We start from the raw sequence: 24,583 nt of genomic DNA, 5'->3' as shown, positions 1-24,583 counted from the left end.
GACATACCTAAAGGACAATCACTTGATTTCGGCCTTTATCTTTAGCAACATACAGCGCTTTATCAGCGGCCATCAGTAGATTTGCATGCAAGCTGCGATTGCTACTGGTGGAGCTGGCGACCCCAATGCTCACCGTCACAATCGGCAAAACCATGCTGTGCAAATGTGGAATGTGCAGCGTTTCAATATTGGCGCGAATCCGTTCGGCAATTTGCAAAGCCAAATCCTGATCGGCATTTTCCAGCACGCAGCAAAACTCCTCACCACCATAGCGAGCCCCCATATCCGTCACCGAGCGCAGTGAAGATTGAATCGTACCCGCCACCCGCTGCAAGCAAACATCGCCAGCAATATGGCCATATAAGTCGTTATACGGTTTAAACGAATCGACATCGATCAATAACACCGACAAAGGCTGATCTAAGCGCAGCGCCTTATCTTGCACCGTATCCAAATGCTCAAACAGTCGGCGCCGATTCGCCAAACCCGTTAATGCATCGGTTTGTGACAACACGCGTAATAAATCTTTGGTTCGCTTGAGCTCTAAATGATTATGCACGCGCGCACGCACAATCGAGGCATTAAACGGCTTGACGATGTAATCAACCGCCCCTGCTTCTAAGCCTCGTGTTTCTTGATCTGGGGTAGAAAGCGAGGTAATAAAAATAATTGGAATGTCCCGAGTTTCAACCTTAGCCTTCAAAATCTCACATAACTGAAATCCATCCATTTCAGGCATCATAATATCGAGCAAAATCAGCTCTGGCAGGTGTTGGGCAATTTGCACCAAAGCTTGTTCGGCGCTGAGCGCAAAATGCACATCGTACTCATCCCCCAACACTTCACCCAAAGTCTCGATATTGTTCATCTGGTCGTCAACAACCAAAATGTAGCGATCAGCCATGTGTTGATCCCTCGGTCACCTTAGGCATTCGTTGATTCAGTGCAAGCAAAGCGGCAGGGTAATCCAACACCTCGAGCTTCGTGGCTACTTCATTTAATAAATTTTTTTGTTCGTCAGACAATTCTTGCAACACTAAACTGAGCATTTTTCTTGCGCGTAAACTATTACTTTGCAAAGCAGTTTGTAAATTAATAAGTGATGGCAAACTGCTCGTCGGCAATAATCCCTGTATTGGCTTAGGTGGCTCATCCTGCGGTGCAATGCTCACTAACGGCAAAATAAATCGTTTCGCACTACGCCAAGCAAGCTCTAGCTCAGAAAAATCCGGCAGCTCTGTCGCGCCTTGCTTTTGTGCCATAAACAGGTTTTGTTCCAAATCACTGGCTAGCGTATAAAAATCCATCAATCCTAATGTGCCAGAGACTCCCCGCATGGCATGAACTTGTGCGATGTACTGATCCAATTGTTCGATTGATTTCTGCTGGGCTAAGGCATCAAAAAAGGCGCTATTTTCAATGAAAAAATGATGCAACCACCGTTGATACCGCTGCTCATTGCCATTAAGCCGATCCAAAGCATCTTCGACCGCCACTCCCCGATCGGATAATTGCGTAATCCACGCTTTCTCGATAGAGGTAGTTTTCGCTTGCTTTACTGCATTAAACTGAAACGAGGTGGGCATCACTGGCAAATCAGCACCTCGCGCCAATTGAAAGCGTATCGCTTTACTTAATGCGTCGTGTAATTCACGCACCGACACGGGTTTGGTTAAATAATCATTCATACCTGCTGCGGCGCCTTCTTGTTTTTCTTTTTCGGTCGCATTCGCAGTTAATGCAATCACGTAGACTTCTGAATCTAGCACTTTATATTGCAAATTTCCGCCTGCTCGAATTAAACGAGTGGCAGTCATTCCATCCATGATAGGCATTCGCCAATCCATTAACACCACATCAAACGGCGTTTTTGCTAAGGCTTCTAGTGCTTCCAAACCATTTTCAACAATGTGCAAAGAAAGATTCATTTCCTCAAGCAGCGCACCAACAATTAGCTGGTTCGTTTGAATATCTTCGGCATACAGTACCCGAATTTGATGACTCAAGCTTTGAATAGGCAATTCACTCGGTGCCACTTCAGCAGGCACCTCAGCCACAGGCAATGGAATCTCAATCCGAAAATGACTCCCCTCGCCTGGCGCGCTCGTCACCCCTAATGAACCATGCATTAATTCAACCAAGCCACGGCTAATCGAAAGTCCTAAGCCAGTACCACCATACTTGCGCGTGGTTGACGTATCGGCTTGTTCAAATTTTTGAAATAAGCGACCTATGGTTTGATCGTCCATCCCAATCCCTGTATCACTAATCAAAATTTTGACTTGCTCGCTATCACGATAGGCCGTAATTGTGACGCAGCCATGCTCGGTAAATTTAATTGAATTACCGATTAAATTGAACAAGATTTGCCGAATACGCATCGGATCACCGAGGCAACCGGTTGGTGAAAAGTGATCTAGCTTTAAAACAAAGGAAATGCCTTTTTCTTCAGCGCGCACCGCAAAAAAATCGACAACCTGATGCAATAATTTAAGTAAATCAAATGGAATCGACTCAATAGAGAGTTTGCCTGCCTCTATTTTTGAGACATCTAAAATATCATTAATAATATCAAGTAATAACTCTGCATTCTCTAACCCCATCCGCACTTGAGAACGAGTTGCCGGCCGTAAATCTTTTTGACTACTAGCCAAACGAAGCATGCCAATCACGCCAGAAAGCGGCGTCCGAATTTCATGGCTAATCAAAGCGAGAAAATCACTCTTAGCTTGATTAATAGCAATCAGCGTGTTTTTTTCCGCTAAATGCTCCGCTTGTTGCCGAATGCTCTCATCGAGAATATTCTTTTTTTGCTGCTCTGCTTTTAATAATTTCAGCCGCATTTCCATCCGCGAAATTTTGCGCATCGTACTACTTTCGATCTGAGTAAATGTACGCTCCTTCGCTAACTGGATGGATAATTCAGTGTGTCGCTCATATAAATTCAGAGCCAATTCAAATTGCCCCATACTTTCATAAACAGCAGACTGAATTTTGCAGGCTTTCATTTCTTGGTGCTGTGAGCCACCATGTCGCGCCAACTCAAGTGCTTTTTGCGATTCAATTAATGCCGCTTGCATTTCCCCTTGCATTAATAACACTTCTGCCAAGCCCAATTGCGCCATTGTTATCGACCAAGAATGGTGGTGGCGTTGCGATAAAGTAATGGTTTGATAAAAATATTGTTTAGCCTCGGAATATTGCCCCAGCCCAAGATAAGCAAAGCCAGAATGCATAATGGCTTCGCTCATTACGCCCACGTCATTGGTCTGTGAGTACAAGGCACGGCACTGAGCAAGATGGTGCAACGCTTGTTGATGCTGCCCTAATTGCTGATAATCACTGCCTAGCCATAAATGCAGCATCATTAGTAATTGAGGATCATCCAGTTCCTGCACATACTCATAGGCAATTTGATGATGCCGCAGCGATTCTTCCACCATACCAAAATACAAATAAACACCACCAATCCCGACGTATGCTTTAATGTAATGAACAATCGAATGCTGATCTAATGCTAATTCAAGACAGTGCCCCCAAGTACTGAGTGCAGAATTCAAATCGCCCAAGGTGTAATACGCTTTGCCTAAACATTCATAAATATCAAGCAAAATACTCACTAAATTTAATTTTTTCGCCTGTGCCTCGGCTTGCTCTAATATTTCTCGAGCCAAGATAAACTCACCCGTTTTTTCTAGTGACTCCCCCAATAAAAATAAAGCTTGTGCCAGTACTTCTTCATTTTGTTCTTGCTGAGCAAACGCCACCAAACGCTCAGCCAATTGTCGCGCTTGGTCAAAATTATGCCGACGATAATGCGCCAGTTGAGTCAGCAAACTGTCTAAAGTTTCAGGCACTCTCAAGTTCCTTTTTCAGCAACAAATCAACCTGCTTGATCATTGCTTCACTCGCTAATTGTAGTTTTACTTTAACCCGCACTGCGGGTACGCCATAACGCAACCAAGACTGTCTCTCAATTGCGGCCGCCACCCGATTTGCAAAGTCCATTAAGATAGACTGAGCCTCTCCGGGGTAAATCACGTAGCGATTAGGTGGGATAAAAATCCATAAATCATTTAATGTGCAGTAATCATTTAAAATTGTAGCCATACGCAACTCAATCACTGGCTCAACGGGCGTATTCAAACTCAATTCAATGACTCGATCAGTTGAGGCAGCACACTCACAGCGTAGACGAAATTGCCGCAAATGCTGTAAAGAAACACCTGGCATCACCCAGCCTGCCAATTTTTCAAACTTTAAATGCGTTCGAATCAACATACTCCGCGCTTTCTCGAGCCGACTCAGATTCAGCTTGTAGCCCTTAATACCTAACTCACTGGCTAAATGCTGCACAGCCTGATGCTCATAAATGCGTAAAATATATAAAGCCGAGCGAAAATCACCTTGTTCTTTATGAGCTAGGTAAAACAACTGATTTAATTTCTCCTCTAGATTTCCAATATTGGTTGATTTTAATAATGTACTTGCATACTGCAACAATGAAAATGCATCGGCAATTTGATTTCTTTGCTGCAAAAATTCACTGTAAGCAACTACAGTTACACAATACGCCCATGACAAATTGCATTTTCTTGCAATACAGAGTGAATACTCAAAATACTCAACAGCCAAATCCACATCATTTAAATGCCAATAGCACTGAGCATAGCCATTGCAAATTTGAACCAGCCACGTTAAATCACCATGAGCTACGGCATGCGGCTCAATCCGAACTAACAAAGCGAGCGCCAAATCATATTTACCAGAATTTAAAAAACTCTCCATTAGAAAAATACCGCTTTTTGCAATTAACTTTTTATTATTAATTGATTCGGCAAGTTTCAGTCCATTTTTCATGAGTAGATCAGCGGTCGCATACTGCTCAACCTGATAATAAACTAATGCAACATTCAGATAAGCTTCAACCCCATATTCAATCTGATTCAACTCTAAAGCAGACTCAATCGTTTTAACCCACATCTCCACCGCAGGAATATGTTTTTTGTTACGCAATAAAGCACTAGCTAACCATAGCATCGCCAATGGACGACGCTCTAAATCTTGCGACTCATCGAGCAGTCGCTTTCCTTTTGTTAACACATGTAATGCTTTTTCATCCTCACCAAAGGCCAGTAATATTCGGCCATAAAGCACATAAGCATAGCCGAGCATCGGATGGTGATATTTTTTACAATTTTCAATTAATTGAAAACACAAATCCCTACTATCCTCACCCGCCCTCCAATACGCAGACTCGACTTGCTCAAATTGATATTCAATCATTGGAAAATGAACTGAATTAGATAAGGAGTTCAATTTCAATTCCTCCTTTTTTTATTGGCTGCAGCAGCTCAGATGCTTGCTGTGAAGTTATTTCTGTTACTTCAATTTGTGGTGCACTCAAACCATGCCAAGCCCATGGAAAGTCAATAATCATTTCTTTTAACTTACTGATTAATTCATCAGTCGAATCATTGGAATCTTCAAGAATCAGTAAATACGCTAGATTGGGGAGTTTGGTCCACGTCGAATCGCCAAGACAGAACTCTCGCAGTAAAGCACTGATTTTTTGTAAAAACTGCCCTTGCACCACAGAGACGCCAGAAAACTGTAAATGAAGAATAGGAATATCAATCGATGCATTAGCACAGCGATACTGAAACTGCTGATAACGAGAGCGCGACTCGCCTGGGGAAATTAAATCAAGCATCTGCTCAAAGTCTTGTCGCGTTTTTGATATTTTTTTACGCGATCGATCTAATCTAGATAAATTTAACCCTTTACCTTTCAAATCACTTAACAAATCACTAGAGAAAATAGCATCAGAAAACCTCTTGTATTTCTTCATTTCTAACAGAGCACTTTTAAAGTCTTTATCTGCTTTATAAGCCAGCACTTTAAGATATGCTATTTTCTGCTGCAAGTATCCATTATCAAAGTGGTTAACTCCTTCATCGGCTTTTAACAAGCAATCGACGCCTTCTGCATAGCGGGATTGCTGAATTAAAAAATCACCATAACTTAGCAAGGTAATTGCTTTTGCCCATAGTGCATTATTAAAATCCGCAATCGCCAACATTGATTCAAAATACAATTCAGCTAGTTCAAAACGACCTAACGCAACATAAGAAATTGCTATTGTTTTACCAACCTCAACAACCCAAGTCATATCACCATGCTGTAAAGCACTTGCCTCAATCTGCCGCAATAAGTACAGTGCATTTTCATAATCACCTATATCATTAAGGGTGTTCGCTAAGAAAATGCCACTTTTTGTTATTTGCTTATGGTCATTTAATAATACGGCCAAGCGATAGCCAATAATTAATATCTCTTTTGCCGTATCTAACTGCCCGGCAAAAAAATAAATTTGACTAATATTGACATATGCTTCAATCGCAATACTAATTTGAGAATACTCTAGCGCCAACTCGACAGCGTAAGTAAAATCTTCGACAGCGACCACATGACGCTTCAAACTTAAATTACACAATCCACGCCATAAAAAAGCCTCTGACTTCAATTCAAATGTCGACGATTCTCGAATTTTCTTCAAAGTTAATACGACAGAATAAAAAGCCGCGTGATATTGCCCTTTTCCCCATAACATTTTGCTATGAATCAGCAGCATCTTTGCCATCGTTGCATCTGGCACTTTCAGCTGTTTACAACGAGCCAATACCGCACTGCTGGCAATGTAAGCTTGTTCAATATCGAGCAAGAATAAAGCTTCAAGCCGGGCAAATACTGCCGGCAACTGCTCAATACTCAGTGAAGAAAACTCCTGCAACGGGCACTCCCTAACAGCGACAACAGCAAGTATGCTGAACACTTAAGAGTAGATGCTGAACACAGAAATTGCGAGAAAAGGAATTTGAACGTGACGAAAGAACTAAAATCAGACCCGACAGTAAAAATCAGATGTATTACTTCAAAAGCATTACAAATCAATCGCTTTAGATATATACCATTAAGAATAGATGCCAATTGTTTCAGCTAATAACTCCGAACGAATCGGCTTAGTTAAAAAGCAATCCATGCCAGCTGCCATACAAGCTTCACGGTCGCGATCCAGTGCATTCGCTGTTAATGCAATAATTGGCAAACGCGGCGCGCCGGACTGTGCCTCAAGTTGCCGAATTGTTTTGGTCGCTAATAAGCCATCCATCACTGGCATTTGCATATCCATTAACACCAAATCAAATTGATGTTGTTGGTACAAAGTGACCGCGATTTCCCCATTTTCAGCACAGATGACCTGATGCCCCATTTTTTCTAGTAGGCGTAAGGCCACCAAACGGTTGGTCGGATTATCTTCAGCCAGTAAAATATGCAATGAGCGTGGTTCAAAAGGCTCATGGATTTCTTCGGGGTGAAACAAATAGGAATTATTCAATAACAATTCAAACGAGAAAATACTACCTCCGTCTGGATTAGCAGCCACAGTAATGCTGCCGCCTAAAGCATTTGCTAAATGTTGTGAAATCGTTAAGCCAAGGCCTGTGCCACCATACTGCCTAGTTAGAGAGCCATCCGCCTGAATAAACGCATCAAATACGTGTGGCATTCGGTCTGGTGCAATTCCGATGCCACTATCAATAATAGAAAACCCAATTCGCCAGCCCAGACTTTCTTGCTCGGTTTTAATGCAGACCGACACTCCGCCTTGATGGGTAAATTTCAAAGCATTACCGATTAAATTAACGAGAATTTGTCGTAATCGTAATGGGTCACTTTCCACCGGCCCCGGTAATTGACCATCCCACACTAAATTTAAATACAAGCCCTTATTGTGTGCAGCGACTTGAAACATTTGCACAAGGCCATCTAGCAAGTCTTTTAAATCAAAAGCTTGAATATCCAGATGCAAATATCCTGCTTCAATCTTAGATACATCGAGCACATCATTAATCAAAGCGAGCAATAAATCGGAAGATGAACGAATAATTTCCACTTCTTCACGCTGCTGTGGGCTTAACTCACCTTGAGCCAATAAATGAGCCATCCCGACAATCCCATTCATCGGTGTGCGAATTTCATGACTCACGTTGGCAATAAATTCAGTTTTGGCTTGGCTTGCCGCCTCCGCGGCATTTCGAGCAATGACTAATTGCTCTACAAGATTGGCTTGTTTTTGCTCGAGTAAAATACTATCGACCAAGGCGTCATTAAATAATTTGGAACTCTTTAGCATGACACCTAAATAGATCACGCTGAGCAAGCCAAGAAAAAGGTCTACTCGAGTCTGCCCAAAACAAGCCGCGATCAAAATCGGGGTCAACATCAAGACAGCAAAAATCCGCATCGCCGATAACATCGCGCCAAGAACGGGAACCGCCCCCGCGACCATCCCTGCCAAAATAAATGCAGTGAGTAGCTTTAAGGACTCGGGTGAGGTTGTCATTAAAAAAACACCACCTATGCCCCAAACCAAGCCCGTCAGACCGACGCCGAAATTCACGCGTTTTCGCCACAACCTAGCGTGCGGATTATCGGTATTTTGGTACGCGCGGGTACACCATAGCCGATACACCGCAACACCACTGGCAATACACCACCACATTAATAGTGAAGCTAATTCATGCGCGCCACTCTGCGCGACCACTAAAATAGTCGCAGTAATAATACAAATGAATTGACCAGCGGCCGAGTTACGGTAAATTAGCTCGGTGGTTCGGTGAAGGACAAGAGGGTCGGAAGAATTCATATTGCACAGCACGGTGGGTGAGTTGGCAATATAGATGGCATAAACAGAATTTGACTAGCGATTATTGCCCATTTGGCAAAATCGCAACTTCATCTTTATTATCTGCCAAGATATTTAGAGTCACGCGGCGATTTTTGGCTCGACCTTGGGCTTGATCATTCGTATCCATGGGCCGAAACTCACCAAAGCCAATCGCAGCCATGCGCTGTGGTGCAACGCCCGCCTGTTCAAACAAACGCACTACACTAGCAGCTCTAGCGGCTGAAAGCTCCCAATTACTCGGAAACTGGCCGGCGCGTATGGGTTGATTATCAGTATGGCCTTCGACCTGAATTAAGTTATCGCTGTTTTGTACCAAGCTCGCAATTGCTAACAGCGCTTCTTGTGAACTACTTTGCAAATCGGCGCGCCCAGTATCAAATAAAATCGAATCGCTAATTTCGACTGCAATACCTCGCTTTGATTGTGTAACTTTGACTTTACCTTGATCAATCAGATTACCCAAAGACTGACGTAAGTCCCCCGCCATCCCCCGCATTTTTTGCGCCTGCTCATCTAATTTTGGATTGCTAGGCAAAGCGCTTGGCGCAGGAATCACCATCAGTTTTGGGGGGGCGCCTTTAATCGTTTGATTATCAAGCTGAACTTTCGGTGCAGAGGTTTGTGGCTGTTGAAACGCATCAACAAGAGCATTGGATAACACTTTATACTTGCCCTCGTTAACCGATGAAATGGCATACATCACGACAAAGAACGCAAACAATAGCGTAATAAAGTCCGCATAAGACACCAGCCAGCGCTCGTGATTTTCATGCTCTTCATGCCGTTGTTTGCGTGCCATTGTCTTGCTCTTTACTTAATTTGCATTCGTAGCTGCGAGCTCAACGTAGTTGCAGCAGCCACGCCCAATTGACGAGCAATTCGATCCGAGAAACTTGGTTGCGGCGTGAAATCAACGATATTTTCAACCTTCACAATATCACGCGCCACGCTATCGACCGAACCAAACGCATCGACCAAACCCAACTTTATCCCCGTTTCACCCGACCACACTAAACCAGAAAATACATCTGGATTATCCGCCAATTTCTTGCCACGCCCAGCTTTCACAACGCCAATAAATTGCTGGTGAATTTCATTGAGCATCCCGATTGCTCGGTCTTTTTGCTCAGGGCTTTGTGGTGAAAATGGATCTAAAAAGCCTTTATTAGCACCAGCAGTGAGCAAACGACGCTCAACGCCGACTTTTTCCATCACACCAGTAAAACCAAAGCCATCCATCAGCACGCCAATCGAACCCACAATCGATGCTTTATCCGCAAAAATTTTGTTCCCCGTCACTGCCGCATAATAGCAACCCGAAGCACAAATATCCTCGATCACGACATAAAACGGCGTTTGTGGGTATTGTTTTTTCAAACGCTCAATCTCATCGCGCATCATGCCTGCTTGCACCGGACTGCCGCCAGGACTATTAGCTCGCAAAATCACCGCTTTGGTATTTTTATCTTCAAAAGCGGCTTTTAATCCATCCACCACTAATGCACTATTGGTTTCACCACCAGCGGCAATTGTTCCTTGCAAATCAACCACCGCGGTATGTGCTTGATTAGCGAGTTTGTCGCCATCTCGATTACCAATCCAGCCCATTACTAAAGCTAAAATGATAAATAAATAACTAAACGTCAGTAGTTTAAAGAAAATCCCCCAACGACGTGCGCGACGCTGCTCTTTAATCGATGCCGTTAACACATCTTGCAAGACGCTACGTTCATAAGCTTCATTCATACTTGGTTTTCCTCTATCTGCCAAATGGCATTATCATGTTCTACTACTGCAATTGCTTGTAATCGCCGCCCCGTACACGGGCCACCCAAACACAATCCATTACGAGGATTGTAGTATGCACCGTGGGTCGAGCAGATTAAATATTCACGGCTTAGATCAAAAACGTCGCCTAAATTGTAATCCAGCTCGATAGGCACATGGGCACATTCATTGATATAACCATAAACACGGTCGGCAAAACGTATCACGATTGCATTGCGTTGCCGCCCCTGCTGTTGTACAACAAAACGAAACGCCAAGCCACGCTCAAGCACGGAATCTGATCGACAAAGCCAGCGCTCAGCCATGCACCAAAATCCAATCAGTCAATGCAGAAAAATCATCAAAATGCGCTAGTGGATTGAGTGGCAACAAGTCTATCAGCGGATGAGCACCATAACTCATCGCTAAACTGGCAGTACCCGCATTGATCGCTAACTGTAAATCATGCGTAGTATCACCAATCATCACCGCACGCTCAGCAGGCACATCAGTCACATCCAAAATATACTCGAGCATCGCGGGGTGGGGTTTTGAAAAGGCTTCATCCGCCGTGCGCGTCGCTTCAAAGTAAGGCGCTAATTCAGTGGCAGCCAAAACACGGTTTAAACCAGCTCGCGACTTACCGGTTGCTACCGCCAAACGAAAACCAGCTGCTTGCAAACGCGGCAGACACTCTTTAACCCCTGCATACAATTGCAACTCGTGATCTTTAGCTAAAAAATGCCCACGGTACGCATCGACGACTTGTTGTATTTTTGACTGCTCCAATTCGGGGGCAAGATACTGCATCGCCTCGTGCAAACCGTAACCAATCACAAACCGCGCCGCTTCATCACTTGGTTCGGGTAAACCCACATCAGCAAATGAGCGTTGAATCGAACGTGCAATCATCCCGGTACTGTCCATCAAGGTACCGTCCCAATCAAAAACGAGTAAGTCAAACTGACGACTCATACTGTTCCTTGTGCATTTAATTTATCAATATAAGACTGCAGCTCTGGTGGCAATGGTGCCTCCAACTCCATTCGCACGCCAGTCAATGGATGATCTAGCCCTAAGCGCCACGCATGTAAAAACATCCGCTTTAGCCCGTCACGCGAAAACGCTTTATTCACCGACGCTTCACCGTATTTATCGTCGCCCAAAATCGGATGACCACTTTCAGATAAATGCACCCGAATTTGATGCGTACGACCCGTTTTCAACTCACACTCAAGCAAGCTCGCTTTACCAGGCCAAACTTGTTTCAAATTCACCGTCGTGTGCGAAGTGAGTCCATCGCTATGCACCTTCACGCGACGTTCACCATCGGGCAACTCATATTTCAGTAATTTAAATTTAATGTGCGAGCGCGGATGGGGCCACACGCCTTGCACCAAGGCCAAATAACGTTTATCAATCCGATGATTATCTCGTAGCACTTCGTGCAACTTAACCAAAGCACTGCGTTTTTTCGCCACCAACAATAAGCCCGATGTATCACGATCAAGTCGATGCACTAGTTCTAAAAATTTGGCTTGCGGGCGCTGTGCACGCAATAATTCAATCACCCCAAAACTGATTCCTGAGCCGCCATGTACCGCCATGCCAGATGGTTTATTGAGTACAATCAAAGCTTCATCTTCAAACACAATCGGAATCTGCACTAAATCGGCTGCGTTTGACACCGTACTTGGTATCGCTACTTTTTCAGCAACTCGCACTGGCGGAATCCGCAACACATCGCCCTCAATCAGACGATAAGTCACATCAACGCGCCCTTTATTAACACGAATTTCACCCGACCGAACGATGCGATAGATGTGACTTTTTGGCACGCCTTTGAGCATTTTTAATAAAAAATTATCGAGCCGCTGACCCGCATCCTCACTATCGACCGTCACGAAAGTGACAGACGCTTTGCTTGTCTCGGACATATTGACATATACTCTGTGACGCGCTGCAATTATGCAGCAGGTTGTAGCCACTTTAAGCCTCGTAAAAACGACTTAAAGATAGGGGTGCAACGCAATTTAGGTGTTTTTATCGCGATCAAAAACAAAAAAACCCTCGCTTCGAGGCTGGTTCTAACCGTACAGCTCGTACAATCTTGAACGATGCGTCTTGCGAAGTTTTTTGTGTCGATAACGAAACATAAAAAAATACTGCTAAATTGCCCGTGGCGATGCTAACAGCGCACCACCGACTGATTATATCTCCGTTCTTTTTCTGTTTGCTCAGCTTCACACCTGACGAATTCTTTCCCGCCGTAGATAAACACATTATCTACCTACTCCTTTTAGGAGCTGCTGCGCGGGGCTCGTTAGTTCAGAGAAGCGACTCCAGAAACCGAAACGGAAAAACGGTTATAACGCTCACCGTAGTTTCAAGCAGCGATGGTAATTGATTTATTACATTAGTGCACTGACCGGATTGATTTACCCTGAGTTGTCTAAACGAAAGAAACTTGGGGTATAGCTAGACAGACCTTATTTAGATTATTGCGGAGAACGATACCCAGTTCCTAAGTCGCAACACGTAACCATTTAATTTATCTCCCGCTGATGCCCTTTCTTCTGCGCCGGATAACATGGCTATGGTCACGCCGAACTGACGTCTTCATCCCCCTGTCGATTCAAAATCGATCCGTCCAGTGTGCGCCGGAGTACTACATGAAGCGCATGCTATTTAATGCGACACAAGCCGAAGAGCTACGCGTCGCCATCGTTGATGGTCAGAAACTGATCGACCTCGACATCGAAACTGTTGGCCGTGAACAACGTAAATCCAACATCTACAAAGGCGTTATTACCCGCATCGAGCCATCGCTCGAAGCGTGTTTCGTCGACTACGGCTGCGACCGCCACGGTTTCTTGCCATTCAAAGAAATCGCACGCTCCTATATGGGCGACGGCGAAGGTGGCCGTGGCCGCGTTGCGGGCAACCTCACTGAAGGCCAAGAAGTCATCGTTCAAGTCGAAAAAGACGAACGTGGCAACAAAGGTGCCGCACTAACCACCTACATTAGTTTGGCTGGCCGTTATTTGGTCTTGATGCCAAACAATCCACGCGGAGGTGGTGTTTCTCGCCGCATCGAAGGCGAAGAACGCAATGAATTGCGCGCCGCAATGGACCAGCTTGACACACCAGCAGGCACTAGCCTGATCGCGCGCACCGCTGCGATTGGCCGCAATGCCGAAGAACTGCAATGGGATTTGTCTTATCTATTACAACTCTGGCGCGCCATCGAAAATGCCGCGGCAGGTGAAAAAGATGCTGATGGCAAACCGAAAGGTAAAACTGGCGCGTTTTTGATTTATCAAGAATCAAGCTTGGTGATCCGCGCTATTCGCGATTATTTCCAACCTGATATCGGTGAATTACTAATCGATAAACGCGATATTTACGAGCAAGCACAACAATTCATGGCGCATGTGATGCCAGGCAGCGTGCACAAAGTGAAGTTCTACCAAGATGACGTGCCGCTGTTTTCACGTTTTCAAATCGAACACCAAATCGAAACAGCGTATTCACGCGAAGTCAGCTTGCCATCGGGCGGCGCAATCGTACTCGACCGCACCGAAGCACTATGGTCAATCGATGTGAACTCGGCGAAAGCAACTCGCGGTGGCGACATCGAAGAAACAGCCGTCCGCACTAACCTTGAAGCGGCCGATGAAATCGCTCGCCAGATGCGTTTGCGTGATGTCGGTGGTTTGATCGTGATCGACTTCATCGACATGGAAAACCCAAAAAACCAACGCGACGTTGAAAATCGTGTGCGCGAAGCCTTGCACCACGACCGTGCCCGTGTGCAAACAGGCAAAATCAGCCGCTTTGGTCTGCTCGAATTATCCCGCCAACGCTTACAACCGTCATTGGAAGAAACCAGCCACATGGCCTGCCCACGCTGCCACGGCACTGGTTTTATTCGTGGTATCGAATCGTCAGCATTACACATCTTGCGCATCATCCAAGAAGAAGCAATGAAAGAAAACACCGGCGCCATCCACGCACAAGTGCCGGTTGATGTTGCAACATTCTTGCTCAATGAAAAACGTGCCGAATTGTTTGCCGTCGAAGATCGCCTGAAAGTAGGCGTGATTCTGATTCCAAATACCAATTTGGAAACACCGAATTACAGCATTACTCGCCTTCGCCATGATGATGTCAATCAGATGGAAGAAATTGTTCCTTCATATCGCATGGTCGAGCCTGCCACAGATGAAGGCTACAAACTCGCCAAAACCAAAGAAGAGCAAGTAAAACGTCCAGAAGCTGCGGTAAAAGGCATTACGCCATCACTACCAGCACCAGCAAGCTCTGAGCGTAGTGCACGCCCTGCTGCAACCTCAAAATCACCTTCTCTATGGCAAAAAATTGTTTCTTGGTTTAGCGCAACACCTGAGGAAGCAAAAGTTGAGGAAGCAAAACCAGCGCCCCGCCCACAACGTAACCGCAGCGACAACCGCCGTGGCCGCAATGAAGGACGCGCAGAAGGCAGCAATCGTGAACGCGGAGACCGTAGCGAGCGCAATGGCCGCGGGGGAAAACCACGTATCGAAGAAGATTTGCAAAAACGTGAAGCAACACCTCGCCCAGAAAAAGCCGAACGCAGCGAACGCGCTGAACGGCCGGAACGTCAACCTCGCGCAGAACGACAAGCACGTGCCGAACGTACACCACGCAACGAACAGCGCAGCGATACACTCAAAGCCGACTTGTCTGCAGTGAGCACGGCACCGGAAAGCATTACGGCCACCGCTGAAAACAGCAGCGAAACTCGTAGTCGTCGCCGTCGCGGCCGTCGTGATCGCCGTGACCGCAATGATGTCGAAACAACAGTTGTAGCCGAAAACATCGCAGCCGAAACCGTCATTACCAACACGGATACTGAAGTAGCTACGGTCGTGGTTGAGACCATTGTGACAGCAAGTGCAAGCACAGCAGTAGATCATTCTGCTAGCGCCGATGTTACTGTGGCTCAAGCTAAAGTAACACCAATCGAGCAAGCCTCCGTTGCGGCAGCAATCAGCACAACGGCGATTATTGAACCAACCCCAGTCGCAGCGCCAAGTCCTACCATAGCAATTAGTGCAGAACCGGTAACAACTGAAGCGGATACGGCTGCTACAGTTGTTGAGCCAATCGCATTGGTGCCTGAAACTACGGCAGCAGTGACTGAACCGATCGCACCGGCACTTGAAACCCCCATCGTGGAAGCAGAAAGCGCCGCAGCGACCCTCCCCCCGGTCATTGAAGTAGCTACGCCAGAAAGTGTTGGATTGCAACAAGTAGCGACCCGTCAACTTGAATCAGCCTCCGTTGCTGCAGTAGCTCCAGCAGCAACGACTGACAGCAATACACCACGTCGACGTCGTGACAGCCAAACCAAACCGGTGGTCAATAGCGAAGTGGTCGCCTTGCAAATGGTAGAAACGATTAGCAAATCAGTCGTAACGCCAGAGCAAATCGCATCACCTGTTCACACTGTGCGCCGCCGAAAGGATGTGGTAACAAACACAGCAACAACAGGTACAGATGCTGCACCGCTAGCGCAAGTGGAAACCAAGCAACAATAAGCTCAACAGCTCCAATAAAATTAAAACCGCCCTCAGCAATGAGCGCGGTTTTTTTTATGCTTTGGCTGGCATAGTGAAATAGCGTGTTCTAGTATGACTTAGGCTTGGCCGATAATAAAATGCTCTGGGAGTAAACCAATGAAACTCGAAGAAGTCTTTGAACAAACACACAAGCTACCAACTATCCCTAAAGTAGTTCAAGAACTGATTGATAGTTTTAGTAATGATGATATCGATATTGATACCATCGGCAAAAAAATCGCACAAGATCAAGTCATTACCGCCAAAGTACTCCGGCTGGCTAATTCTGCACATTTTGGTGCTAGCCGACAAATTGGTTCTGTTCAAGAAGCAGTGGTTGTCCTGGGATTTAACACGGTTCGCACCTTAGTCGTTGCCTCTGGAATTACCGGCGCATTTGTCGCAACCCCAGGATTTGATCGTAAAGCATTTTGGAAACACAGTCTTGCAGTGGCAACAATCAGTAAATGGCTAGCCAAACAAGCCAAAACCAACGGAGAAGTCGCCTTCACCTGCGGCATGGTGCACAATATTGGCGAAATGCTGATCCACATCGTCGCGCCAGAAATCGCGGTTAAAATTGATAAATTCGTCGAAAGTGGTGGCGACCGAGTAGCACTCGAAGACAATAATATTGGTTTTGACTACGTCATGGTCGGTGAAGAGCTGGCTCGACGTTGGAATTTCCCAACTGAAATTCAACAAGCGATCAAATTTCAAAATACCCCCACCACCCAAGAACCAAGCGACAAACTCACCGCGGTGCTGGCGTTGGCCAAATGCATTAGCAACTTACAAGCAGATCAACCCAGCCCAGAAGAGCTCGCAGCTCAAATTCCTGAAGATATTCTCAGTTTGTCAGGGATAAGCAAAGAAGGACTTAATTCAAAACTAGCCGAACTTGCAGATCTATCTAGTGGCATGGAAGAAATTATTGGCTAATCATAAAACCGATCAAAATCAAACAATCGCTAGGCTAAACTAGGGAAATACCTGATTATCTTACGGATTAAAGCTTACTAGCATCAGGGGCAGTGTGAGGTTGTATGTACTGAATATACAAACTTCATTTCTGCCCTTTTTTCTTTCCCAAACTGGAGACGATAATGAATTCAAAAAAACTAGGTCTCATTGCCAGTGTTTTATTTGCTGGACTACTCTTTAATAGCAATGCACACGCAGCCAAAACTTACCAAGTAGCCACTGATGCGGCCTATGCACCTTTTGAATCTCTCAATAATAAAAAAGAAGTTGTCGGCTTCAGTGTTGATATTCTTGAAGCGATTGCGAAAAAAAGTGGCATGACAATTAAATTCATCAACACCCCTTGGGAAGGAATTTTCGCCACATTATCCACTGGCGATCGTGATATGGTGATTTCATCAGTCACCATTACACCAGAGCGTAAACAGTCGATGGACTTCTCTGATCCCTACTTTGAAGCCAAACAACTGATTGCAGTTGGCAAAAATAGCAAGGTCAGTAAATTCACCGATTTAAAAACACTCAAAGTTGGCGTGCAAACCGGCACAACCGGCGATGAAGTCATTCAAAAATTACAAGGCAAAACCAGCCCCAATATCAAACGTTTTGAATCAACACCTTTAGCAATCAAAGAACTGGAAAATGGCGGAGTTGATGCGGTTGTCGCAGACAATGGTGTCGTGGTCAACTTTGTAGCCAACAACCCAAATTCAAAACTAAAAATGATTGATGACGCAACTTTTGCCAAAGAATACTACGGAATTGCCGTTAAAAAAGGCAATAAAGCATTGCTTGAACAAATCAACAAAGGACTCGCTGCAATTAAAGCAGACGGCACTTACGACAAAATTTATAATAAGTATTTTGGTAAATAAGCCAAGATCCAGTCCCAACACAACTTCAATTGCGATTGAATGCACCGAAGTGTGTTAGAGCCCAGAAGAAGCGCATCGAAATTTGACGCGCTTCTTTTTTCTTGAGCTTCAAATAGGTAAGCACATGGATTTCATTACGTTCTGGACACAAATCCAGCAAGCAATTCCCTTGCTAGAAAATTTCCAGCTACAGATTGTTTGGGAATACCGCGATTTATTCATCGACGGTATCAAAATGACACTCGGAATTACCCTGGTCGCCGTTACAGTGGGAACACTCATCGGCTTATTTGCGGGCATGGCGCGCCTAGCTGAAGTAAAACATGGGATCTGGAAATACCCAGTCAAACTTCTATTGCGCTGGCCAGCCACTGCTTACGTCACTTTTTTCCGTGGCACACCGCTATTCGTACAAATTTTACTCACGCACTTTGCTGTCATGCCTTTATTGGTGCACCCCGATAATGGCCTATTACTCAGTGGTGAAATGGCATCCACACTGCGGCAAGATTACGGCGCATTTTTATCTGGCTTAGTTGCCCTCACCCTCAATGCCGGCGCTTATATCACCGAAATCTTTCGCGCAGGGATTCAATCAATCGCCAAAGGGCAGTTTGAAGCTTCACGTTCGCTCGGCATGTCTTACGGCCAAACAATGCGCTTTGTGATTATTCCGCAAGCGTTCCGCCGCATGCTGCCGCCACTCGGCAATGAAGCGATTATGTTGGTCAAAGACAGCTCACTCGTTTCGGCAATTGGTCTAGCCGAGTTGGCCTATGCCGCCCGCACCGTAGCCGGCGCGTACTCACGCTACTGGGAGCCCTACCTTACCATCTCCTTCATCTATCTAATTATGACCTTGGTGCTCGCAGCTGGCGTCAGCCATCTTGAAAAACGCTACCAACAAAGCGGCGGCGTATAAACGCCTAACTGCTGCAAGCACAAAAAAACCACCGGAATTTTTCGGTGGTTTTTCTTTTTAAGCATTTAAACCATTCAAGAAATAAATACATGTATATCGCCAAAACCCATACTTTAAAAGGCAAAGCGACATATACATGAATCACTCATGCAAAACCAAAGCCAATACCCGGCGATCTTCGGCGGTGAGCACATTAAACGTGCGGCACAATGCCCCAGTATCCATCGTATCAAGCCCTATTCGCTTGCTAGACAATGCGGCAAATAGCTGTGGATGCGGAAATTGAATCTGGCGACCCGTTCCCAACAACACCAGTTCCGGATCAAACTCGAGCAACGCCGCAAAATCATCCGCTTGCAAATCCGCAAATGACTTAGGCCGCCATGAATGCACCGCATTCGGTAACACCAACACGCTTCCTTCAAAACGTTCGTCATTCACTTTGACGCCGCTGGCGTCATAGCCGGTAAATTGATTTACATTTTTTACTTTTGATTGATGCAGCTTCATAAGGGATGACCTTTACAGATATTTTGCAGCGATTCTACCAAAGCCCATTCACTTGAAAGCGCAAAATTGCGTATTTAATGTGCATTTCATGCACAAGACTGCCCATTTTTCCCGTTCTTACCTTAGAATACGGGGTTTCCCCTGAAAATTGCTGCGCAGGCCAAACCGATGGAAGCCATCCTCAAATCCAATAAATTATTGAACGTCTGTTACGAAATTCGCGGGCCGATTCCAGAGCGAGCGCGGCAGATGGAAGAAGAAGGCCATCGCATTATTAAATTGAATATTGGCAACTTGGCTAATTTTGGTTTCGATGCGCCCGAAGAAGTCGTCCAAGACGTGATTCGCAACCTCGCCAACTCGGCAGGCTATGTGGATTCAAAAGGCTTGTTCCAAGCGCGTAAAGCGATCATGCATTACACGCAGCAAAAACACATTGCCGACGTGACCGTTGATGATATCTACATCGGTAATGGTGCATCTGAATTGATCGTGATGAGTATGCAAGGCTTGCTCAATGATGGCGACGAAGTATTGGTGCCGATGCCGGACTATCCACTGTGGACAGCGGCAGTCAGCTTATCGGGCGGCACGCCAAGACATTATTTATGCGATGAAGCCGACGGCTGGTTGCCATCGATTAGCGATATGCGCGCCAAAATCACCGCCAAAACCAAGGCGATTGTCGTTATCAATCCAAACAACCCGACTGGCGCACTCTACCCAGATTCAGTGTTGCTCGACATCATTGCGCTTGCGCGTGAATTTGGCCTGATTATCTGTGCCGATGAAATCTACGACAAAGTCCTCTACGACGGTGCTAAGCACACCTCGATTGCTTCGCTCGCCGATGATGTGCTGTTTTTAACCTTTAACGGTCTTTCCAAAAACTACCGCGCTTGTGGCTATCGTTCAGGCTGGATGATTGTGTCGGGCGATAAAAAATCGGCCAAAGATTACATCGAAGGCCTCAATACGCTCGCCACAATGCGCCTGTGTGCCAATGTGCCGTCGATGTACGCCATTCAAACAGCACTCGGTGGCTATCAAAGCATCGATGATTTGGTCTGCCCTGGCGGTCGTTTAGCCAAGCAGCGCGATTTAGCCTATGAAATGCTCAGTGCAATGCCCGGGGTTTCAGTGATCAAGCCCAAAGCTGCGCTGTATATGTTCCCTAAGCTCGATCCAGCAATTTATCCAATCAGTGACGACCAGCAATTAATGCTGGAATTACTGAATGAAGAAAAAGTGCTTTTGGTACAAGGCACCGGCTTTAATTGGAAAGATCACGACCATTTCCGCGTGGTCTTCCTGCCCAATTTGGATGATCTAACCGATGCACTGAATCGCTTAGCGCGCTTTTTAACGCAATGGCGCAAACGGCATGGCACGGGCGAATTTGCGCCTAAATAAACCGTAGGGTGGTTTAGCCGAAGGCGTAACCCACCAATATCAATTTGCAAATAATATTAATCATTTGTCGGGTGACGCTTCGCTAACCCGACCTACGAGGAAAAACAAATGAAAGCAATCAACGTAGGCCTATGTGGCGTGGGGACTGTCGGTGGCGGTACTGCCACCGTTTTGAAGCGTAATGGCGAAGAAATCGCTCGCCGTGCGGGTCGTCCGATTGTGGTGACGATGGCTGCCAATCGTGATCTTGACCGCGCGCGTGAACTGGTTGGTGAAGGCGTCGCCCTAACCGATAACGCGATGGATGTGGTCAACAACCCAGACATCGATATCGTGGTTGAATTGATCGGTGGCACGACGATTGCCAAAGATTTGGTGCTAGCTGCGATTGCCAATGGCAAACACGTGGTCACTGCGAACAAAAAATTGATCGCCGAATACGGCAATGAAATTTTCGCTAAAGCGCAAGAAAAAGGCGTGATGGTTGCATTTGAAGCGGCTGTTGCTGGCGGCATCCCTGTGATCAAAGCGCTACGTGAAGGCTTAACGGCCAACAAAATCGAATGGGTCGCTGGCATCATCAACGGCACATCGAACTTTATCCTGACCGAAATGCGCGACAAAGGCTCGGCGTTTGCCGACGTGCTCGCAGAAGCACAACGTTTGGGTTACGCCGAAGCCGATCCAACCTTTGATATCGAAGGCCACGACGCAGCACACAAACTGACCATCATGAGCGCGATTGCGTTTGGTATTCCAGTGCAATTTGATAAAGCCTACTTAGAAGGCATCAGCAAACTCGATGCTGCCGATATCAAATACGCCGCGGAATTGGGCTACCGCATCAAATTACTCGGCATGACCCGCCGCCGCCCAAACGGCATTGAATTGCGCGTTTCACCAACGCTGATCCCGGCTGGCCGCTTGATCGCCAATGTCGATGGTGTAATGAACGCCGTGCTGGTGAAAGGCGATGCCGTTGGCGCAACGATGTATTACGGCCCAGGTGCTGGCGCTGAGCCTACTGCGTCTTCAGTGATTGCTGACCTCGTTGACATCACTCGCTTGCACACCGCAGATCCAGAACACCGCGTACCGCATTTGGCATTCCAACCAAGCGCGATGGCGAATCTACCGATTCTGCCAATCGAAGAAGTGGAAACCTGCTACTACCTGCGCCTGTCTGCCAAAGACTTACCAGGGGTATTGGCCGATGTAACGGGTATCTTGGCTGAAGGCCAAATTTCTGTCGATGCGATGCTGCAAAAACCAGCCAGCGCAGCCGGCTCAACTGCTGAAATCGTCATCGTGACGCACACAGCAATTGAGAAAAACATCAATGTTGCGATTGCCAAAATCGAGGCATTGACCAGCACGGCAGGTAAAGTCGTGAAATTGCGTTTGGAACATTTAAACGGCTAAAACAGCGGCTGCGAGGCGCGGATGCTGCTTCATAAGAGCCTCTCAAAATCCTCATGTACACAAACGTACATTCCGGTTTTTCGAAGCTCTTATTCATTGCCTGCGCACCTCTCGCTCGCTGTTTCAATCTCTACCTAGGCCATGGACGTAGAATCTGATGAATCCGATTGAGCAAGTCGAAGCTGAAAAACTAGCCCAAAATGTAGTTACGCGCACCGAAGCACTCGCGGTCTTCGCTAACCGAAGTAAAGTGTCTAAGTGGGATTGGCTTGTTGCACTCAGTGGCTGCGGCATTGGACTTCTCCAATCAGGCGGAATTGAATGGATTGGTAGCGGTGAAATCTGGAAATCCAGCCATCTAAATCATGCATTGGTTTACATAATGGCGTGGGGCGGATTTTTTTTAGCGGTAGCGGCGTACATTCGATCAAGAGAAAACACAAAACGGCTAGAAGCGGCAATTTTACTTCTAAATCAGAAATAGCCAACTAGGTATACAACCCTAAGCATTATATAAATTAACCTACAAGCAGATACCCATGAACTATATTTCAACTCGTGGTGGCGTTGCGCCACAGCAATTTAGCGATATCCTGCTCGGTGGCCTGATGGCCGATGGCGGATTGTCGATTCCGCAGCAATACCCGCAGCTCACACAAGCTGATTTAGAAAGCATGGCGCCGCTGAACTATCGCGACTTGGCATTCGCAGTGATCAGTCGTTTTGTCGATGATATTCCTGCCGATGACCTCAAAGCGCTGATCGACAAAACCTACACCGCGGAAGTGTATTGCAACGGTCGCTCAAAAAACCAAGCCAGCCACATCACGCCGCTGATTAAGCTCGACACCAATCTCTACATCCAAGAGCTCTCGAACGGCCCAACGTTGGCGTTCAAAGATATGGCGATGCAATTGCTCGGCAATTTGTTTGAATACGTGCTCGACAAGAAAGGCGAACAAATCAATATTCTGGGCGCGACTTCGGGTGATACCGGCTCGGCCGCCGAATACGCGATGCGCGGCAAAAAGGGCGTCAACGTATTTATGCTCAGCCCATTTGGCAAAATGAGCCCGTTCCAACGCGCGCAAATGTTTAGTCTGCAAGACGAAAACATCTTCAATTTATCTGTTCATGGCTTTTTTGACGCCTGCCAAGACATCGTTAAAGACGTGAATAAAGACGCGGAATTTAAAGCGAAATACAAAATCGGCGCAGTCAATTCAATCAACTGGGGTCGTATCGTCGCCCAAGTGGTGTATTACTTCAAAGGCTATTTCGCGATGATTTTGGCCAGCGGCAAACAAGTTGGCGACAAAGTCGATTTTTGCGTGCCATCGGGCAACTTCGGTAATATCTGCGCCGGTCATATCGCGCGTCAAATGGGTTTGCCGATTGGCCAATTAATTGTCGCAACCAATGAAAACGACGTGCTCGACGAGTTCTTCAAAACTGGCGGTTATCACCCACGTGGTCTGGATCGCACTTATGAAACCACCAGCCCGTCGATGGACATTACCAAAGCGTCAAACTTGGAGCGTTTTGTATTTGACCTAGTTGGTCGTGATGCGGAACGTTTAGCAGCAATGTGGAAGTCCGTTGAATCAGGTAGCGGTTTCGAGTTGAGCGCCGAAGAATTCGCGACGATGCGCGACACCTACGGCTTTAAGTCTGAAGCCAGCAATCACGCCGACCGCATCGCGCATATTCGTGAAGTGTTCGAGAAATACGGCGTACAAATTGATCCACATACCGCAGATGGTTTCAAAGCCGCCAAAGCGCACCGCAATCCAGACGTGCCGATGGTGATTATGGAAACCGCACTGCCAGCCAAGTTTGAAGACACGATGCAAGAAGCGCTCAAACAAGCGCCGTTCCGCCCGAAAGGCTTGGCTGATCTGGAAACCTTGCCACAGCGATTTGATGCGATTGAAGCAGATGCGGCCTTGATCAAGCAATATTTGGTCGAACGGATTAAATAATTGTCATCCGTGAAAATCAAAAAGCCCGCTAAATTCTAGCGGGCTTTTTTAATGTATATTGTTGTAGTCTATTATTTTCGCAGCACGCGAACCAATACCTCGTTGCCATTACCTTGATATTCCAAACTATCAAACGACATCATCCGCGCCATTGAGATACCACGCCCATGCGGATCAAACGCGCGATCAGGTGAAAACTCCAAATACGGCTGCCAGTCAAAACCTGCACCTTCATCACTAATGTGCAATTGAATGTAATCATCCTCTGCCAGAAATTTCACCCTTGCCTTCCGTTCGGCGTAGAGCGGATTTTCTAAGCGCGCTTCGACTTCCTCTTGCCAGCGCCCAGCTTG

At 46.2% G+C, this 24,583-nt stretch carries 20 protein-coding genes; 8 read left to right on the top strand and 12 right to left on the bottom strand.

Going from position 1 to position 24,583, the window contains the following annotated elements:
• Positions 1-7: 7 nt before the first annotated feature.
• From GM173_RS00100 to GM173_RS00055, 10 genes are all read right to left on the bottom strand, one after another.
• Positions 8-904, bottom strand: coding sequence for a diguanylate cyclase (locus GM173_RS00100; protein WP_203569309.1), 897 nt, complete (start codon positions 902-904; stop codon positions 8-10).
• Positions 897-3,857, bottom strand: coding sequence for an ATP-binding protein (locus GM173_RS00095; RefSeq protein ID WP_203569308.1), 2,961 nt, complete (start codon positions 3,855-3,857; stop codon positions 897-899). The genes GM173_RS00100 and GM173_RS00095 overlap by 8 nt, the downstream gene beginning before the upstream one ends.
• Complete coding sequence (locus GM173_RS00090; RefSeq protein WP_203569307.1) at positions 3,850-5,319, bottom strand: tetratricopeptide repeat protein; 1,470 nt, start codon at positions 5,317-5,319, stop codon at positions 3,850-3,852. The genes GM173_RS00095 and GM173_RS00090 overlap by 8 nt, the downstream gene beginning before the upstream one ends.
• The gene (locus GM173_RS00085) at positions 5,303-6,793 is read right to left on the bottom strand and encodes a tetratricopeptide repeat protein (RefSeq protein WP_203569306.1); all 1,491 of its coding nucleotides are present in this window, start codon (positions 6,791-6,793) and stop codon (positions 5,303-5,305) included. Before GM173_RS00085 ends, GM173_RS00090 begins: the two co-directional genes overlap by 17 nt.
• 180 nt (positions 6,794-6,973) lie before the next feature.
• Positions 6,974-8,710, bottom strand: a complete 1,737-nt coding sequence (locus GM173_RS00080; protein WP_203569305.1) for a response regulator — start codon at positions 8,708-8,710, stop codon at positions 6,974-6,976.
• Positions 8,711-8,771: 61 nt separating this feature from the next.
• The gene (motD, locus tag GM173_RS00075) at positions 8,772-9,551 is read right to left on the bottom strand and encodes a flagellar motor protein MotD (protein ID WP_203569304.1); all 780 of its coding nucleotides are present in this window, start codon (positions 9,549-9,551) and stop codon (positions 8,772-8,774) included.
• 11 nt (positions 9,552-9,562) lie between these two features.
• A complete protein-coding gene (locus GM173_RS00070) occupies positions 9,563-10,498 on the bottom strand; it encodes a S49 family peptidase (RefSeq protein WP_203569303.1) in 936 nt (311 codons plus the stop codon).
• Positions 10,495-10,845 (bottom strand): Rieske (2Fe-2S) protein, encoded by a 351-nt coding sequence (locus tag GM173_RS00065; RefSeq protein ID WP_203569302.1) that lies wholly within the window; start codon positions 10,843-10,845, stop codon positions 10,495-10,497. Before GM173_RS00065 ends, GM173_RS00070 begins: the two co-directional genes overlap by 4 nt.
• Complete coding sequence (locus tag GM173_RS00060) at positions 10,838-11,494, bottom strand: HAD-IA family hydrolase (RefSeq protein ID WP_203569301.1); 657 nt, start codon at positions 11,492-11,494, stop codon at positions 10,838-10,840. The genes GM173_RS00065 and GM173_RS00060 overlap by 8 nt, the downstream gene beginning before the upstream one ends.
• On the bottom strand, positions 11,491-12,456 hold the full coding sequence (locus GM173_RS00055; RefSeq protein WP_203569300.1) for an RluA family pseudouridine synthase: 966 nt from the start codon (positions 12,454-12,456) through the stop codon (positions 11,491-11,493). The genes GM173_RS00060 and GM173_RS00055 overlap by 4 nt, the downstream gene beginning before the upstream one ends.
• Before the next feature lie 735 nt (positions 12,457-13,191).
• Between GM173_RS00055 and GM173_RS00050 the strand changes: the two genes are divergently transcribed.
• The 4 genes from GM173_RS00050 to GM173_RS00035 all read left to right on the top strand — a co-directional run bounded on the left by GM173_RS00050 (position 13,192) and on the right by GM173_RS00035 (position 18,903).
• Positions 13,192-16,101, top strand: a complete 2,910-nt coding sequence (locus GM173_RS00050; protein WP_203569299.1) for an Rne/Rng family ribonuclease — start codon at positions 13,192-13,194, stop codon at positions 16,099-16,101.
• Between the two features lie 138 nt (positions 16,102-16,239).
• Complete coding sequence (locus GM173_RS00045) at positions 16,240-17,064, top strand: HDOD domain-containing protein (protein WP_203569298.1); 825 nt, start codon at positions 16,240-16,242, stop codon at positions 17,062-17,064.
• Positions 17,065-17,228: 164 nt separating this feature from the next.
• The gene (locus GM173_RS00040) at positions 17,229-17,981 is read left to right on the top strand and encodes a basic amino acid ABC transporter substrate-binding protein (RefSeq protein ID WP_203569297.1); all 753 of its coding nucleotides are present in this window, start codon (positions 17,229-17,231) and stop codon (positions 17,979-17,981) included.
• 124 nt (positions 17,982-18,105) lie between these two features.
• On the top strand, positions 18,106-18,903 hold the full coding sequence (locus GM173_RS00035) for an amino acid ABC transporter permease (RefSeq protein ID WP_203569296.1): 798 nt from the start codon (positions 18,106-18,108) through the stop codon (positions 18,901-18,903).
• Positions 18,904-19,044: 141 nt separating this feature from the next.
• Here GM173_RS00035 and GM173_RS00030 read toward each other — a convergent pair whose 3' ends face one another.
• Entirely contained in the window at positions 19,045-19,413 is a 369-nt protein-coding gene (locus GM173_RS00030) for an Mth938-like domain-containing protein (protein ID WP_203569295.1), read from the bottom strand.
• Positions 19,414-19,581: 168 nt separating this feature from the next.
• Here GM173_RS00030 and GM173_RS00025 point away from each other — a divergent pair, with 168 nt between their 5' ends.
• The 4 genes from GM173_RS00025 (at position 19,582) to thrC (ending at position 24,230) form a co-directional block, all read left to right on the top strand.
• Positions 19,582-20,826, top strand: a complete 1,245-nt coding sequence (locus tag GM173_RS00025) for a pyridoxal phosphate-dependent aminotransferase (RefSeq protein ID WP_203569294.1) — start codon at positions 19,582-19,584, stop codon at positions 20,824-20,826.
• 108 nt (positions 20,827-20,934) lie between these two features.
• Positions 20,935-22,248, top strand: coding sequence for a homoserine dehydrogenase (locus GM173_RS00020; RefSeq protein ID WP_203569293.1), 1,314 nt, complete (start codon positions 20,935-20,937; stop codon positions 22,246-22,248).
• A gap of 157 nt (positions 22,249-22,405) precedes the next feature.
• A complete protein-coding gene (locus GM173_RS00015) occupies positions 22,406-22,732 on the top strand; it encodes a hypothetical protein (RefSeq protein WP_203569292.1) in 327 nt (108 codons plus the stop codon).
• 55 nt (positions 22,733-22,787) lie between these two features.
• On the top strand, positions 22,788-24,230 hold the full coding sequence (thrC, locus tag GM173_RS00010; protein ID WP_203569291.1) for a threonine synthase: 1,443 nt from the start codon (positions 22,788-22,790) through the stop codon (positions 24,228-24,230).
• A 71-nt stretch (positions 24,231-24,301) separates the two neighbouring features.
• On the opposite strand, the gene GM173_RS00005 is transcribed toward thrC, so the two are convergent.
• The coding region (locus tag GM173_RS00005; RefSeq protein WP_203569290.1) for an ATP-binding protein at positions 24,302-24,583 on the bottom strand (282 nt) is incomplete at its 5' end.

It is taken from the genome of Deefgea chitinilytica (genome assembly GCF_016881405.1).
Taxonomy (GTDB): domain Bacteria; phylum Pseudomonadota; class Gammaproteobacteria; order Burkholderiales; family Chitinibacteraceae; genus Deefgea; species Deefgea chitinilytica.
Note: the sequence above shows the minus strand (reverse complement) of the source record. Positions and strands in the feature narration are given on the sequence as shown.